The organism is Duganella sp. HH101 (genome assembly GCF_001758795.1).
Lineage (GTDB): Bacteria > Pseudomonadota > Gammaproteobacteria > Burkholderiales > Burkholderiaceae_D > Rugamonas > Rugamonas rivuli.
In genome coordinates this window covers 100,674-116,041 of record NZ_LRON01000022.1, presented here as the reverse complement: position 1 = coordinate 116,041, position 15,368 = coordinate 100,674, and the positions used below count along the sequence as shown (strand labels likewise).

Here is a 15,368-nt window from a genome sequence, read left to right as displayed (position 1 = left end):
CTGGCAGTTCGATCGAACCGGTCACGTCAGTCGTACGGAAGTAGAACTGTGGACGATAGTTGTTGAAGAACGGAGTGTGACGGCCGCCTTCGTCTTTCGACAGAACATAGATCTCGCCGGTGAAGTGGTTGTGCGGCTTGATCGAGCCTGGCTTCGCCAGAACCTGACCACGCTGTACGTCTTCACGCTTGGTGCCGCGCAGCAGCAGACCAACGTTGTCGCCGGCTTGACCCTGGTCCAGCAGCTTGCGGAACATTTCCACGCCGGTGCAAGTGGTCTTGACGGTGTCGGTGATACCAACGATTTCGATCTCTTCGCCGACCTTGATGATGCCGCGCTCGATACGACCGGTAACAACGGTACCGCGACCCGAGATCGAGAACACGTCTTCAACTGGCATCAGGAAGGCGCCGTCCACTGCGCGCTCTGGCGTAGGGATGTAGGTGTCCAGTGCTTCAGCCAGGGCCATGATGGCTTGCTCGCCCATTGGGCCGGTGTCGCCGTCCAGCGCCATACGTGCCGAACCTTTGACGATAGGCAGGTCGTCGCCTGGGAAGTCGTACTTCGACAACAACTCGCGCACTTCCATTTCAACCAGTTCCAGCAGTTCTGCGTCGTCGACCAGGTCGCACTTGTTCAGGAACACGATGATGTATGGAACGCCAACCTGGCGGGCCAGCAGGATGTGCTCGCGGGTCTGTGGCATTGGGCCGTCAGCTGCGGAGCAAACCAGGATCGCGCCGTCCATCTGCGCTGCACCGGTAATCATGTTTTTGATGTAGTCGGCGTGGCCTGGGCAGTCAACGTGAGCGTAGTGACGGCCGGCGGTTTCGTACTCGACGTGCGCGGTGTTGATGGTAATACCGCGTGCTTTTTCTTCTGGAGCAGCATCGATCTGGTCGTAGGCTTTAGCTTCGCCGCCGAATTTCTTCGACAGAACGGTAGCGATCGCAGCGGTCAGGGTGGTCTTGCCGTGGTCGACGTGGCCGATGGTGCCGACGTTGACGTGCGGCTTGGTCCGTTCGAATTTCTCTTTTGCCATTTTATTCTTCCTTAGAACAATGTTTTAAATTTGCCGCCGGAGGATCTCCCCGGCGGCAATAGATACAAATTACTTAGCTTTAGCGGTAACGATCGCGTCGATAACGTGCTTAGGCGCTTCCGAGTAGTGCTTGAATTCCATCGTGTAGGTAGCGCGACCTTGCGTTGCGGAACGCAGGGTGGTCGAGTAACCGAACATTTCCGACAGAGGCACTTCAGCTTTGATGATCTTGCCACCGCCGCCTGGGATCTCGTCCATGCCCTGCACCATACCGCGGCGGGACGACAGATCGCCCATCACGGTACCGGCGTAGTCTTCCGGCGTTTCCACTTCCACAGCCATCATCGGCTCCAGAATAACTGGCGACGCTTTGCGGCAGCCTTCTTTGAACGCCATCGAAGCGGCCATCTGGAACGCGTTTTCGTTCGAGTCCACATCGTGGTACGAACCGAAGAACAGCGTGACCTTGACGTCGACCACTGGGTAGCCAGCCAGAACACCGGTGTTCAGGGTGCCGCGCACGCCTTTTTCCACCGCAGGGATGTATTCGCGAGGAACGGTACCGCCCTTGATCGCGTCAACGAATTCGAAGCCCTTGCCTGGTTCTTGCGGTTCGATCTTCAGAACCACGTGACCGTATTGACCACGACCACCCGACTGCTTGACGAACTTGCCTTCGGATTCTTCGCAGGTCTTGCGGATCGTTTCGCGGTATGCAACCTGTGGCTTGCCGACGGTCGCTTCCACGCCGAATTCGCGCTTCATACGGTCAACGATAATTTCCAGGTGCAGCTCGCCCATACCACCGATGATGGTCTGGCCCGACTCTTCGTCGGTTTTCACGCGGAACGAAGGATCTTCCTGAGCCAGACGGTTCAGTGCCAGACCCATTTTTTCCTGGTCAGCCTTGGTCTTTGGTTCCACAGCCTGTTGAATCACCGGCTCTGGGAAGACCATGCGCTCCAGCACGATGATCGAGGTCGGATCGCACAGGGTTTCGCCGGTGGTCACGTCTTTCAGACCAACCGCGGCGGCGATGTCGCCGGCGCGCACTTCTTTGATCTCTTCGCGCTGGTTAGCGTGCATCTGCAGAATACGACCCAGACGCTCTTTACGGCCTTTGACCGAGTTGTACACGGTGTCGCCCGAATTGATGGCGCCCGAGTACACGCGGAAGAAGGCCAGCTGGCCGACGAACGGGTCGGTCATGATCTTGAATGCCAGCGCCGAGAACTTCTCTTCGTCCGAAGCTTTACGGGTGGTCGGCTGTTCGTCCTCGTCGGTACCGCCGACGTCGTCGATGTCCAGTGGCGACGGCAGGTATTCGATGACCGCGTCCAGCATGGCCTGTACGCCCTTGTTCTTGAAGGCGGTACCGCACATCATCGGAACGATTTCGGAAGCGATGGTGCGTTCGCGCAGCGCTTTCTTGATCTCGGCTTCCGACAGGTCGCCTTCTTCCAGGTACTTGTTCATCAGTTCTTCGGACGCTTCAGCAGCGACTTCAACCATCTTCTCGCGCCACTCGGCTGCCGACTCGGCCAGCTCTGCAGGGATCTCGACGTAGTCGAACTTCATGCCCTGGGATGCTTCGTCCCACAGGATGGCTTTCATCTTGACCAGATCGATCACGCCCTTGAAGTTTTCTTCAGCGCCGATAGGGATCTGGATCAGGACCGGGTTCGCCTTCAGGCGAGCGCGCATCTGATCGTAGACCTTGAAGAAGTTGGCGCCGGTACGGTCCATCTTGTTGACGAAGGCCAGACGTGGCACTTTGTACTTGTTGGCCTGACGCCATACGGTTTCCGACTGTGGCTGTACACCGCCCACTGCGCAGTAAACCATGCAAGCACCATCCAGCACGCGCATCGAGCGTTCGACTTCAATGGTGAAGTCAACGTGGCCCGGGGTGTCGATGATGTTGATGTGGTGCTCAGGGAAGTTGTTAGCCATACCCTTCCAGAAGCAGGTCGTCGCTGCCGAGGTAATGGTAATGCCGCGCTCTTGTTCCTGTTCCATCCAGTCCATGGTGGCGGCGCCATCGTGAACTTCACCGATCTTGTGGTTCACGCCCGTGTAGAACAGAACGCGTTCGGTGGTGGTGGTCTTACCTGCATCGATGTGAGCGGAGATACCGATATTGCGGTAGCGCTCGATGGGGGTCTTGCGGGCCATAATTATTCCTAAATCTTTTAATGGACAAAACCGAGCGCCATTTTTGCTGACAAAAATGAGCCCGGCCTCGAACAACAGATAACAGCCAGACCACGAAGGGCCCGGCCGATTTGATTAGAAGCGGAAGTGCGAGAACGCCTTGTTCGCTTCTGCCATACGGTGCACTTCATCGCGCTTCTTCATCGCACCGCCGCGGCCTTCAGCCGCTTCCATCAGCTCACCGCCGAGGCGTTGTGGCATGGATTTTTCGCTGCGCTTGTTTGCAGCTTCACGCAGCCAACGCATGGACAGAGCCATACGACGCACTGGGCGCACTTCAACCGGCACCTGGTAGTTTGCACCACCGACGCGACGGGATTTTACTTCAACCAGTGGCTTGGCGTTGTTGATCGCGGTTGCGAACACTTCCAGCGGGTCTTTGCCCGACTTGGCGGCGATGTGCTCGAAGGCACCGTAGATGATGTTTTCTGCGACCGATTTTTTACCGGACAGCATCAGAACGTTCACGAACTTCGCGACATCCGTGTTGCCGAATTTTGGATCCGGCAGAATCTCGCGCTTGGGTACTTCACGACGACGTGGCATATCAATTCCTTTCAATCTTCAGTTGAGGTGCGCAGATATGGGATTCGCACTCTCGCGGAGGGCCATCATAGCCATCCACTTACTCGACCAATTGCGGTCGATTACATTCACTTAGTTAGCTGCCACTGAGCGAAAACTTTTAAAACTATTGCAAACTGCGATTACTTCTTGGCTTGCTTGGCACGCTTGGTACCGTATTTCGAGCGAGCTTGCTTACGGTCTTTAACGCCCTGGGTATCCAGTGCACCGCGAACCATGTGGTAACGCACACCTGGCAAGTCTTTTACACGACCGCCGCGCAGCAGAACAACGCTGTGCTCTTGCAGGTTGTGGCCTTCACCGCCGATGTACGAAATAACTTCGAAACCGTTGGTCAGACGCACTTTGGCCACTTTACGCAGAGCCGAGTTAGGCTTCTTAGGAGTGGTGGTGTACACACGGGTGCAAACACCGCGCTTTTGCGGGCTGTTTTCCAGCGCCGGCGATTTGCTTTTCACGGTCAGAGCGACGCGTGGATTGCGAATCAGTTGATTGATGGTTGGCATCGTTATAAACCCAACAAAATTACAACATTAATAACCCGGACCGGAGTCCGGCGACTAAAACCTAGTCCCGACTTACAGGCACAACGGAGGCGCGAATAGCCACTCGCGAGGAGCGGCCTGAAACAGCGTATACGATGTGCAGAATAAATTGAGAACTCGCGAGTATAGACGTGGTCTGAGCACCAGTCAATCTATTTCGCGGCGGAATGCGGCCCCGCGGGGCAAGCAAACACTAGCTGAAAGGTCAAGAAACACTTGATAATAGCAGACAATATCCAACGCCTCTTCTTTATGCGACCTTTGCTGCGCCCCGCCCCGCTGTTCGTCCTTGCAAGCTATCTGTTGCTGTCGCTGGTCCCCTGCGTGCCCCTGCTGCTGGGACGGCAAGTGCCTGAGCTCAGCCACATCCTGCTGGTCGAGCTGCTGGCCTGGGTGGCGGTCTGGAGCGTGCTGCAGCGGCCGGCCTGGTTCCACTGGCTGCTGATCCCGGCCTTCCTGGCGCTGCCGACCGAGCTCTACCTGTTCCTGTACTACGGCCAGGGCATCTCCACCCACCATCTGGGCATCATCGCCGAGACCAGCCCCAAGGAGGCGCTGGAATTCCTCGGCCGCAAAGTGTGGCTGATGGGCGCCGTGATGCTGCTGGTGCTATTCTGGTGGATCGCGGTGCAGGCCGCCGCCCGCCGCAGTCCGGGGCTGGCCTGGCGCGGCAAGTCGCGCTGGGCCGCGCTGCTGCTCCTGGCGGCTATTGCCGCGCTGTGGAGCTATGGCTGGGAATTCGGCGTGCGCGCCAAGCCGGCGCAAAAGACGGTGGCGGCCGCCAGCGGCGCCAAGCCGGCCGCATCGGCGCTGGGCTCGGCCATCGGCTCCGCGCTGAGTTCGGCGCTCAGCCATGTCGGCATCACCGCCCCGGCCGGCTCGGCCGACAGCGCGTCCGACGCGGCCGAGGAGGAAGAGGATGCCGAAGAGGACAGCTCGCCCGAACACGCCGCCATCGCCGGCGCCGGCCGCAGCGGCTGGCAGTGGTCGCAGCTGCCATGGTGGATGCGCTCGCCGCTGGGCTTCGACAACTTCGCCTCGTCGTGGCCGTTCGGCCTGACCGCGCGCGGCGTCGACTTCTATAAAGAGCGCCAATACCTGGCCGACCTGGGCGAGCGCAGCAGCAGCTTCAGCTTCAAGGCGCACCAGCCGGAACAGAACGACACGCCGGAGATCGTCATCATGGTGATCGGCGAATCGTCGCGCTACGACCGCTGGGGCATCAACGGCTACGCACGCGACACCACCCCGCTGCTCAGGCAGGAGGCCAACCTGGTGACGCTGCCGGACGTCATCACGGCGGTATCGGCGACGCGCTTGTCGGTGCCGGTGATCATCTCGCGCAAGCCGGCGATGCAGAGCCTGAAGGACGGCTTCTCGGAGAAATCCTTCCTCACCGCTTATAAAGAGGCGGGCTTCAAGACCTGGTGGCTGTCGAACCAGATCTCGTTCGGCCAGTTCGACACGCCGGTGTCGGTGTTCGCCAAGGAAGCGAACGTGATCCAGTTCATGAACCTGGGCGGCTTCACCAACAACTCCAACTTCGACCAGATCCTGCTGGAGCCGCTGCAGCACGCCATCGCCGATCCGGCGCCGAAAAAGCTGATCGTGCTGCACACGCTGGGCAACCACTGGAACTACAGCCAGCGCTATCCGAAGGAGTTCGACAAATGGCAGCCGTCGCTGCTGGGCGTCGACAAGCCGGTCTACACCGACACCAAGATCAAGCCGCAGCTCAACAACAGCTACGACAACTCCATCCTGTACACCGACTGGTTCCTGTCGCAGGTGATCCACCAGCTGAAGGATACGCAGCAGCTGACGTCGATGGTCTACGTGGCCGACCACGGCCAGACGCTGTACGACAACAGCTGCAACCTCGCCTTCCACGGCCACAACACGCAGTTTGAATTCCACGTGCCGGCGCTGGTGTGGTACTCGGACGAATACAAGACGCGCTATCCGGAGAAGGTGAAGCAGCTGGTCCGCCACCGCAAGGCGCGGCTGGCGACGGAAAATGTCTTCCACACGCTGCTGGACCTGGGCGATATCCAGTACGAGGACGAGCGGCTGGAATGGAGCTTCATCAGCAAGCAGTTCAAGCAGCACAAGCGCTACGTCGACAGCTACGGCTGGAGCAACTACGACAACGCCAGCTTCAAGGGCGACTGCCGCGAAGTGATCGACAAGGGCAAGCCGCTGAAGCAGGAGAAGTAAGCGGGCGGAGCGCGCGCCGTGGCTGCGATAAATACTCAGGCAGGTTTATGCACCATCAGCCAGTAGACCACCAACAGGCCGGCGAAGGCCGGGAAGCCGAGCGCGGTCCAGATTTTCTCGTAGCGCCAATAGCGCGCAGGCAGCGCTTCGCCGCTGTGCGCGGCAGCCACCGCCATGTCGCGCATCCGCAGTTGCAGCCAGACCACCGGCAGCCAGCAAGCGCCAGCCAAAACGTATAACGCTATCGACCAGACTATCCACGTCGACGTGAACGGGAAGCCGGCCAGGTGGATCATCCACATCCCCGACAGCGGCTGGATGATGACGGCCGGCGTGGTGAACCACCAGTCGGCCTTGGCGACCAGCCGCGTCACCACCGCCATCGCCTGCACATTGCCGCTGCGGTTGACGAAGAACATATAGAACGCCGTACCGAAACCGGTACCGAACATCAGGGTGGCCGACAGGATGTGCAGCCATTTGATCGCAAGGTAGTCCATTATCTACTCACTCTCCACATCAGGAACATCAACGCCAGCAAGGGCAGGTTCTTGCTCAACGGGCCAAACGGATGCAGCCAGAACGAGGGCAGGCAAACGCTCATGATGACGGTGTAGCCGCCCGCCAGCGCCAGCTGAGCCGCCCACAGCCAGCGGCGCGGCCGCAGCAACAGCAGCACGCCGATGCCGGCATCCATGACGCTGGCCGCCAGCAGCATCGGCTCCTGCAAGCCGGCCGGCACGCCGCAGGCCGCCAGCCAGGCCTCGCTGTCCGCATGCGGCCAGCCGAACCATGAGACCCACGCGGTGATCAACCACAGCATGGCGACCACCATCGTCACCAGCGGCTCGGCCCACGACCACGCGGCGGCGATGCGCAGCGCGGGCCGCGTGAACCGCGCCGGATCGCGCAGCGGACGCCCCAGCAGCGCGGCAACGGCAGCCGCGTCGGCGGTATTGCCACCGACGGCGCTTTGCTCCAGCATCCGCAGCGATTCCGGCGTCAGCGCGCTGGATGGGATCAGCGCCGCCACGCGCGCGACCAGCCGCGCTATCGGCATCGGCAAATCCAGCACCAGCGACGGCGCTGCCTGCATGCCGCTGCGCAGCGCGCCAAGATAGCCGGCCATCGTCATCGCCCGCGGACCGACCGCCGCCAGCACACGCGGCGCCTCGCCCTCCGTCGTCACCAGCTTGCGCACCACCGCCGCCAGGTCGTCGACGTGGATCGCCTGCACCTTGGCCTCATGTGCCTTCGGCAGCATCAGCACCGGCAAGGTCGCCAGCATGCGGAACATGACGCTGCTGGCGCCATCTTCGCCATACACCAGCGACGGCCGGACGATGGTGGCGCTGAGCCCGCGCGCCAGCAGATCGGCATCCGCCGCCCCCTTGCTGCGCCAGTAGCCTGTGGCCGCGTCCGGGTGGCTGCCCAGCGCCGATATCTGCACCACGCGCCGCACGCCGAGGCGCTCGCAAGCGGCGAACAGGGCCACCGGCGCCGCGCGGTGCAGGCGATCGAAATCGTCTGCACGCACTTCACGGATGATGCCGACGCAATTGACCACAGCATCCACACCGGCCAGCACTGGCAGCCAGTCGCCTTCATCGGCCATGCTGCCGAAGTCCATCTCGACCCAGTCTTCGGGGCGCTCATCGGCGGGACGGTGACGGCTGGCGCCAATCACGGTACAGCCGTCGGCGCGCAAGGCCCGCAGCACATGGGCGCCAATCAACCCTGTCGCCCCAAGTATCAGTACTCTCATGCCTTCTCCGTCAGTTATTCAAGGCTGCGCAGCGCGCCATCCAGATGCGGATAGCGGAACGCGTAGCCATCCCCCAGCAGGCGTGCCGGTGCAACACGCTGGCCTTCCAGCAGCAAATCGGACTGCTCGCCCAGCATCAGCCGCATCGGCCAGCCCGGCGTGGGGAAGCCATATGGACGACGCAGCACGCCGGCCGCCACGCGGCTGAACCGCGCCTGCGTCAGGCTTTCCGGCGCGGTGAAGTTGTAGGCGCCGGCCCCGCCCGTGCGGCACAGATGCGCGATGCCGCCGATCACGTCGTCAACGTGTATCCACGACAGCCATTGCACACCGCCGCCCAGCGGCCCACCCAGCCCCAGCCTGATGGGCAGCAGCATCATCGGCAGCGCGCCCTGCGTGCCCAGCACCAGTCCGAAACGCGTGCACGCCACACGCACGCCATGGGCTTGCGCGCCTTGCGCCGCCTGCTCCCATTCGCGACACAGGTCGGACATGAACATCGGCTGCGGCGCGTCGCCCTCGGCCAGTACGGCATCGTCGCCTCGCCGCTGTATGCCGTAGTAGCCGATGGCCGATGCCGATACCATCAAGGCCGGCTTGTGTTCGGCGGAAGCAATCCAGGCCACCAGCTTGTTCGTCAGTCCGACGCGGCTGGCGCGCAGCGCCGCCCGCCGTGCCGCCGTCCAGCGCCAGCCCAGGATGCGCGCCCCCGCCAGATTGATCACCACATCGAAACGGCGCGACGGCGGCAACTGCGCCATGCTCTCCACACAATCGACGCGGCCGTCGAACAGCCACGCGGCCTGGCGCGCTTGCCGGGTCAGCACGGTCACGCGCTGGCCGTCGCGCAGCAGCGCATGCACCAGGCGCTGGCCGATAAAACCGGTGGCGCCAGTGATCAGGAAGCTGCGATCCGCCACGCCGAAGCTGGCCACGGCCTGATCGCGCGCCGACAACCTGCCAATGGCCCGCGCGGCAAACGCATCCCGCACGCCGGACACGCCGACGCCGACGCCGCACAGCGCCAGGAACACGCTCAAGCCGCCATGCGGCTGCCACGTCAACGCCGTCGGCATCGCCATCCATTCAGGCGTGTTCAACGCCAGCAGCGCGATAAAGGCGCCGCCGTTCATCGCCAGCACGGTGTGGGTCACGCGCTCGGTCGCCGGCAGCAGGCGCGTGCGGTCCTCGACCACGAAGTCCCACAAGGTCAGCACAATCTCTATCGTGAACACGGCCAGCAGCACCAGCGCCCACGCGCCGTGGAACGCCCAGCCGGCCAGGCCGATGAACAAGGCGCTGTAGATCGTCGCCCGCACCGCGTGGATCGACAGCTCGCGGCGTGCGGTGGCGCGGCCGGGCAAGGCCTCGGTCAGCTCGTGGTGGTAGAGCGTGTCGAAGGCCCCCAGGCAACCCTGGAAAGCCATCAGTTGCAGCGCCAGCAAATGGGTATTCATGCGATCACCTCCCGGAACACGCCCGCCTGCGTGAAGGTCGTGCCGAACAGCGCATGGCGGATCTCGATGCGGATGTCGAATTGATTGGCGTTGTTATTGCGGTGGCAAAGATAGGTCTTGCCCGGCGTGAGCAAGCCCGGCAGCGGAATGCGCACGCCGAGCACCTGCCAAAAGTAACCGTCGCTTTCGAAATGCAGATTGCCGTCGCGGACGTCCAGCACCAGCTTCATGCCCAGGCCCATGCCGACATACTCCAGCACCTCGCCCTTGCGGCTCTCGGCCATGAAGGAAGTGAACATGACCGGCTTGCGGCCGTTGAGCCGGTAGATGCGCTGCTTGAAGATCGACGCGCAATCGGGCTTCGAATAGACCTGGATATCGACCGGGAAATCGGCATCGTTGTACGGCATCAGCGCGCCCTGAATCAGCGGCATGGTCAGGTAGCCCAGCACCCGTCCGATGCCGGAGCAGGTCAGCTCGGCCAGGCGGCCGGTGTAGTTCAGCGGCTTGCCCGGCGCCGGATTCTTGTCGAAGCGGGCCTGGATATCGGGATGCAGCCGGCGCCATTCCGGCCCCAGGATTTTCTTGAACAGCTCACCTTCGGAGGGGATCGTCATGCCATTGTCTTTCCATGTTTGAATGCCAGGTCGAGCTTGCAGAGCCACAGCAGCGGCGGCAGCATGGCCGCCAGCGCCAGCGCATCGATCCACAGATTGATCCAGCAATGCGCGCGCGCCGAGATCAGCATGTCCTGCGGCGCCCACACCAGCAGGCCGAGTATCAACATGAACCAGGCGAAGGCGTTGCGCTGCTTGTCGCCGATGACCGCAAGGCCGGCCATCCAGATCGCCGCCGCCTGCACCGTGGGACCGAACAGCGAGATCCACCACACATGCAGCGCCTTGCCGGCGGCCGGTGCATCGACGCCGAAAAAGAAGTCCTCGATGCCGCGACGGTAGCCAACCGTTATGGCCGCCCCGGCACACAGCGGCAGCAGCACGCCGGCCACCAGGTGCGCCGCCACCGTCATGTAGATCCACCGCACCAGCCAGGCTCTCGTCGTCATGATGTTGTCCGTAGTTTCTGTAAAAACAGAAATATCAAGTGAAAAAATTAGCGCAAAGAATACTTATAAGCGCACACGCCATCGGCACAAGCCGGACGGCCCAGCCAGCCCGAAATGCGGTAGCGGTTGCGGGCGAAGCCGCGATACAAAGCGGCAAGCAGCGGCCGCAACATGCGCACGCGCAGCGGCGCCATCATGCAAAAGCCGCAGTGGCCGTCGTAGTACAACGTCAGCGCGCTCATGTCAGTCCCCGCCCAGCAGCTTCGCCACCTTGCCGCCCATTTTCAGGAAGCGCTGCATGGTGGCTGGCGGCAGGTGTTTGTAGTCGCCGTAGGTGGCGGTCAGCATTTCGAGGAAGTCCAGCACCTGCTCCATCTTGACCTTGGTGGCCTGCTCCAGCGCGGGATCGTTGTCGGCCTCCAGCGCGCATTCGCGCAGCACGGTCAGCGTGGGGTCGATCTCGGCGCTTTTGCGCTTTCTTCGACAATTGACAGCGGAAAATTTGCCCAGATCCAACATCCTCGCAAGGCGACGAAATGGTCGCGGCGGTCGCCGGCGATATGGGTGATCCGCACCAGCCCCCAGCTTTGCAGTTCCTTCAGGCTGTTGCTGACGTTGGAGCGCGCCACGGCCAGCGCATCGGCAATCTCCTCGGCCGGCAGCGGCCGGTTGGACAGGAACAGCAGCGCATGAATCTGCGCCACCGTGCGGTTGACGCCCCAGCGCGCCCCCATCTCCCCCCAGTGCAGGATGTATTTTTGAATGGTCGGTGCGAGCGTCATGGCATTTCTCTTATTTCTGTCATTACAGAAATCATAGGCCAAATTTTTTAGGAAATCAACTCCGCAACCGGATTGCCTGGATCCGGTTGCGGATGGCGGCCCGCTTAGGCGATGGCTGCGTCGTACACTTCGTGCGTCTGCACGCCAACCAGTTGCACAGGCAGGGCGTTCGTGACTTTCTGCATCAGGTGCTGCAGGTCGGCGCCGGTGGCGGCATCGGCGATTTGCATGATGACGTCGGAGGTCGGGGTATGATTGACCAGGGCGTCCATGAATTTATAGCCCCACACGTTCAGCTCTTGCATGCTGGCATGGTGGTCGAACATATTCATGAAAGCATGGTCAACGCTGCTTTCCACCCCGGTGGACCACTGGGTCGTGAAGTTCGCCTTGTACTCGGCCGAGTTTTCCATGGCGTGGGCGACTTGGGTGATGGTCGCCCCGTTGTTGACTGCATTGACGTAAAACTGCAGGCCACCGGCATCGGCAGGGCGATTGAAGAATTCAATGTACAGCTTTTCGATTTCGAAAGTCGTGGACGACATGGGTATTGCCCTCAAAAGTATGGTTAAGTTTCAGGACATTGCATACGCTGGCATCTTTATAAGAAACCAATTTTTACTTATATGCAATTCAAATATACTAACCTTACTTTTTAAATAACTCAACCAAAAAAACCGCCCGCCCGGGCCACGGGACCATGCGCCTGCGTGCTCAGCCAATCGAACACGCGGCCGGCCTTGGCCGAGATCGCGTGATCGAAACCCCGCGCCGCCAACAGCGAGATGCCGTTGGTCTCCTGCAGCACGCCGGGCGCCACGCGCAGGCCCTGGCCTTCGCGGCTGACGCACCACGGCGCCAGGCGGTCCTCCAGCAAGGGCGCCAGCACCAGGTTGTGCGAGGAGACGATCACCGTGCCCTGCTGCGACAGCGTGTGCAGCACGGCCGCCGCCGCCGAGATCGACTCCAGGTGGTTGGTGCCGCGGAAGATCTCGTCGATGATGAACACCGCCGGCGCGCGTTCGGCCAGCGCCAGCAGCTCGCGCGCCCGCCGCAGTTCGGCGATGTACAGGCTCTCGCCGCCGTCCAGCGCATCCTCGCTCTGCATGCTGGAATACACCGGCAGCAGCGGCGTGGCGGCCCGCTCCGCATAGCAGAAGCCGAAGGCGCGGGCGACGATCAGGTTCAGCCCCACCGTGCGCAGCAAGGTGCTCTTGCCGATGCCGTTCTGCCCGGAGATGAAGGCGCCCTGCCCCGCCAGCGCGAACGTCAGCGGCTCGGCCTGCGCCAGCAGCGGATGCACCACCTGCTCCAGCGCCACCGCGCCGCCCTGCTCGGCCCAGCAGTAGCGCGGCGTCTGCGCCAGGTGCCGGGCCAGCGCCAGGTCGGCCTCCAGCGCCGCCACCCGCTCAAAGCTGGAGCGCAGCAGCGCCAGCTCGGCGCGCACCGCGTCGCGGCTGGCGAAGTAGTGGCGCACGTTCATCAGCCACAGCCAGTCGCGGTACTCGCGCACGCCCGGCAGGTTGCCGACCACCGACTGGGCGATGCGGCGATTGAGCTTGCCCGCCCGGGCCGCGTCCGCGCGCAGGCCGGCGGTCAGCGGATCGTCCAGCGCGGCCAGCAGGCTGTGGGCGCGCAGCATCTGCTGCAGCGTGGCCAGGACGCGCCCCCATTCCTCCACCGCCTCGTGGTAGCGCACCTGCACCGCCGACAACAGCAGCCACAGCCCCACCACCACACCCCACAGCGCCACCACGCCGGTGGCCAGCGCCAGCGCCACCGTCAGCAGCAGCGCCGGCGGCAGCCACGACAGCAGCCCGGCCCAGCGCGGCGCCGGCGCCGGCTCGGCGCCGAACAGCGCCACGCTGATCTCGCGGTCGGCGCGGCGCAGGCCGGCGCAGGCGGCGTGCAGCCGTTGCCGCTGTCCGGCGTCCTGCGCCAGTGTCCGCACGCGGACGGCGGCCGCCGCCACGCCGCCGCCATCGGCATACAGGCGACGGTGCAGTTCCTGCTGGCCGAAGATGCTGGTCTCCCGCGCCAGCTGCGCGCTGTACTGCGGCAGCAGCATGTCGTCCCAGGTTTGCTCGTCGAGCACGTCGGCGCCGGGGTGGGCGGTGCGCCGGTACAGCGCGACGTCGCTGGGCACGAAGGGATAGTCGATGACCGGCGCTTCGGCCGGCAACAGGAAACGGGTCAGGCTGGAAAGCAGGCTCATTCGGTACTCGGGTGGGGGCGACAGCGCCACAGATGGTCACGCTTGACACTTTATCAAGCGCGGGCGGACAGGCCGGACGCCCGGACAGGCGCGCGGACAATGGACGAAAATCACAATAATCAATCAAATCAATGCCTTACAAGCTGGCACAGTTTCTGCATAACGTTGCATATCTCTACACATCGATACGACCATGATACGCGACACCTCCAATCAAGATGCAGTCATCGCCACCCCGAAAGGGCATGCCGTCAAGCGCCGCCTCGTTTTCGCCGTCGGAGCCATCGCCCTGGTGGCGGTGGCCTACGCCGTGCTCCACTCGTGGCGCGGCAGCGGCCACTCGGTCAACATCTCGCGCCTGCGCATCGCCGAAGTGGGGCGCGGCACGCTGATACGCGACGCCGCCGTCAACGGCCGCATCGTCGCCGCCATCAGCCCGACGCTGTACTCGGCCTCGCCGGCGACGGTGACGCTGAAGGCCGCCGCCGGCGACACGGTCAAGAAAGGCGACGTGCTGGCGGTGCTGGAATCGCCCGACCTGACCGATGCGCTCAAGCGCGAGCAATCGAGCTATCTGCAGCTGGAGGCCGAAGTGGCGCGCCAGCAGATCCTGGCCCGCAAGCAGAAGCTGCTGGCCCGCCGCGACGCCGACACCGCCGAGATCGACCGCCTGTCCGCGCTGCGCACGCTGGAGCGCTACAACGCCGTCTCCAACGAAGGCATCATCGCCAAGATCGAATTCCAGAAAGCCAAGGATGCTTTGAACTCGGCCGAGATCCGCGCCAAGCACGCCGGCCAGGCGGCCGAGCTGGAAGGCGACAACGTCGCGCTGGAACTGAAGACCAAGATCAACGAGCTGGACCGCCAGCGCCTGTCGCTGGCCAACGCCCAGCGCCGCGTCGACGAGCTGACCGTGCGCGCGCCGGTGGACGGCTTCATCGGCACGCTGTCGGTGGCCAACCGCAGCGTGGTGCCGGCCAACGCGCCGCTGATGACGCTGGTCGACCTGTCGCGCCTGGAAGTCGAGCTGGAAGTGCCGGAGACCTATGTGTCCGACATCGGCCTGGGCATGAACGCCGAAGTCAACTACGGCACCGGCACCGCCGTCGCCAAGCTGTCGGCGCTGTCGCCGGAAGTGGTGAAGAACCAGGTGCTGGCGCGGGTGCGCTTCAGCAACGCCCAGCCGGCCGGCCTGCGCCAGAACCAGCGCGTCACCGCGCGCCTGCTGATCGACGAGAAACCCAACACGCTGATGATACAGCGCGGCCCGTTTGTGGAATCCGAAGGCGGCCGCTTCGCTTATGTAGTCCGGGACGGCATCGCCATCCGCACCCCGATCAAGATGGGCGCCACCAGCGTCTCCGCGGTGGAGATCCTCGGCGGTTTGAAACAGGGCGACAAGGTCGTCATCTCCGGCACCGAAACCTTCGAGAACGCCGAACGCGTCTCGATCAACCAATAACTTTTTTCCCAGAGGCCC

Annotated in this window: 14 protein-coding genes and 1 pseudogene; 2 read left to right on the top strand and 13 right to left on the bottom strand. The window is 62.8% G+C overall.

Annotated features, from left to right (window positions below):
- From tuf to rpsL, 4 genes are all read right to left on the bottom strand, one after another.
- The coding region (tuf, locus tag DUGA2_RS26590) for an elongation factor Tu (RefSeq protein ID WP_070272406.1) at positions 1–1,042 on the bottom strand (1,042 nt) is incomplete at its 3' end.
- Positions 1,043–1,111: 69 nt separating this feature from the next.
- Positions 1,112–3,217: an elongation factor G gene (fusA, locus tag DUGA2_RS26585; protein WP_070272405.1), complete on the bottom strand. Its 2,106-nt coding sequence runs from the start codon at positions 3,215–3,217 to the stop codon at positions 1,112–1,114.
- Between the two features lie 114 nt (positions 3,218–3,331).
- Entirely contained in the window at positions 3,332–3,802 is a 471-nt protein-coding gene (gene rpsG / locus DUGA2_RS26580) for a 30S ribosomal protein S7 (protein ID WP_008444271.1), read from the bottom strand.
- A gap of 161 nt (positions 3,803–3,963) precedes the next feature.
- Positions 3,964–4,347, bottom strand: a complete 384-nt coding sequence (rpsL, locus tag DUGA2_RS26575) for a 30S ribosomal protein S12 (protein ID WP_008444270.1) — start codon at positions 4,345–4,347, stop codon at positions 3,964–3,966.
- A gap of 291 nt (positions 4,348–4,638) precedes the next feature.
- Here rpsL and DUGA2_RS26570 point away from each other — a divergent pair, with 291 nt between their 5' ends.
- Complete coding sequence (locus DUGA2_RS26570) at positions 4,639–6,603, top strand: phosphoethanolamine transferase (RefSeq protein WP_070272404.1); 1,965 nt, start codon at positions 4,639–4,641, stop codon at positions 6,601–6,603.
- A 35-nt stretch (positions 6,604–6,638) separates the two neighbouring features.
- Here the strand turns inward: DUGA2_RS26570 and DUGA2_RS26565 are convergent, their stop codons facing one another.
- The 9 genes and pseudogenes from DUGA2_RS26565 to DUGA2_RS26525 all read right to left on the bottom strand — a co-directional run bounded on the left by DUGA2_RS26565 (position 6,639) and on the right by DUGA2_RS26525 (position 13,888).
- On the bottom strand, positions 6,639–7,103 hold the full coding sequence (locus DUGA2_RS26565) for a DUF2269 domain-containing protein (protein ID WP_070272403.1): 465 nt from the start codon (positions 7,101–7,103) through the stop codon (positions 6,639–6,641).
- The gene (locus DUGA2_RS26560) at positions 7,103–8,368 is read right to left on the bottom strand and encodes an NAD(P)H-binding protein (protein ID WP_070272402.1); all 1,266 of its coding nucleotides are present in this window, start codon (positions 8,366–8,368) and stop codon (positions 7,103–7,105) included. The genes DUGA2_RS26565 and DUGA2_RS26560 overlap by 1 nt, the downstream gene beginning before the upstream one ends.
- Positions 8,369–8,382: 14 nt before the next feature.
- Complete coding sequence (locus DUGA2_RS26555) at positions 8,383–9,825, bottom strand: TIGR01777 family oxidoreductase (protein ID WP_070272401.1); 1,443 nt, start codon at positions 9,823–9,825, stop codon at positions 8,383–8,385.
- On the bottom strand, positions 9,822–10,442 hold the full coding sequence (locus tag DUGA2_RS26550; RefSeq protein WP_070272400.1) for a DUF4166 domain-containing protein: 621 nt from the start codon (positions 10,440–10,442) through the stop codon (positions 9,822–9,824). The genes DUGA2_RS26555 and DUGA2_RS26550 overlap by 4 nt, the downstream gene beginning before the upstream one ends.
- Entirely contained in the window at positions 10,439–10,891 is a 453-nt protein-coding gene (locus DUGA2_RS26545; protein WP_070272399.1) for a cell division protein, read from the bottom strand. The genes DUGA2_RS26550 and DUGA2_RS26545 overlap by 4 nt, the downstream gene beginning before the upstream one ends.
- 47 nt (positions 10,892–10,938) lie before the next feature.
- Complete coding sequence (locus DUGA2_RS26540; protein WP_070272398.1) at positions 10,939–11,133, bottom strand: hypothetical protein; 195 nt, start codon at positions 11,131–11,133, stop codon at positions 10,939–10,941.
- A gap of 1 nt (position 11,134) precedes the next feature.
- Positions 11,135–11,673, bottom strand: a pseudogene (locus tag DUGA2_RS26535) (GbsR/MarR family transcriptional regulator).
- A 104-nt stretch (positions 11,674–11,777) separates the two neighbouring features.
- Positions 11,778–12,218 (bottom strand): DUF4214 domain-containing protein, encoded by a 441-nt coding sequence (locus tag DUGA2_RS26530; RefSeq protein WP_070272397.1) that lies wholly within the window; start codon positions 12,216–12,218, stop codon positions 11,778–11,780.
- Positions 12,219–12,337: 119 nt separating this feature from the next.
- On the bottom strand, positions 12,338–13,888 hold the full coding sequence (locus DUGA2_RS26525) for a DNA mismatch repair protein MutS (protein ID WP_070272396.1): 1,551 nt from the start codon (positions 13,886–13,888) through the stop codon (positions 12,338–12,340).
- A gap of 193 nt (positions 13,889–14,081) precedes the next feature.
- Between DUGA2_RS26525 and DUGA2_RS26520 the strand changes: the two genes are divergently transcribed.
- Positions 14,082–15,350 (top strand): efflux RND transporter periplasmic adaptor subunit, encoded by a 1,269-nt coding sequence (locus DUGA2_RS26520; protein WP_070272395.1) that lies wholly within the window; start codon positions 14,082–14,084, stop codon positions 15,348–15,350.
- Positions 15,351–15,368 lie beyond the last annotated feature (18 nt).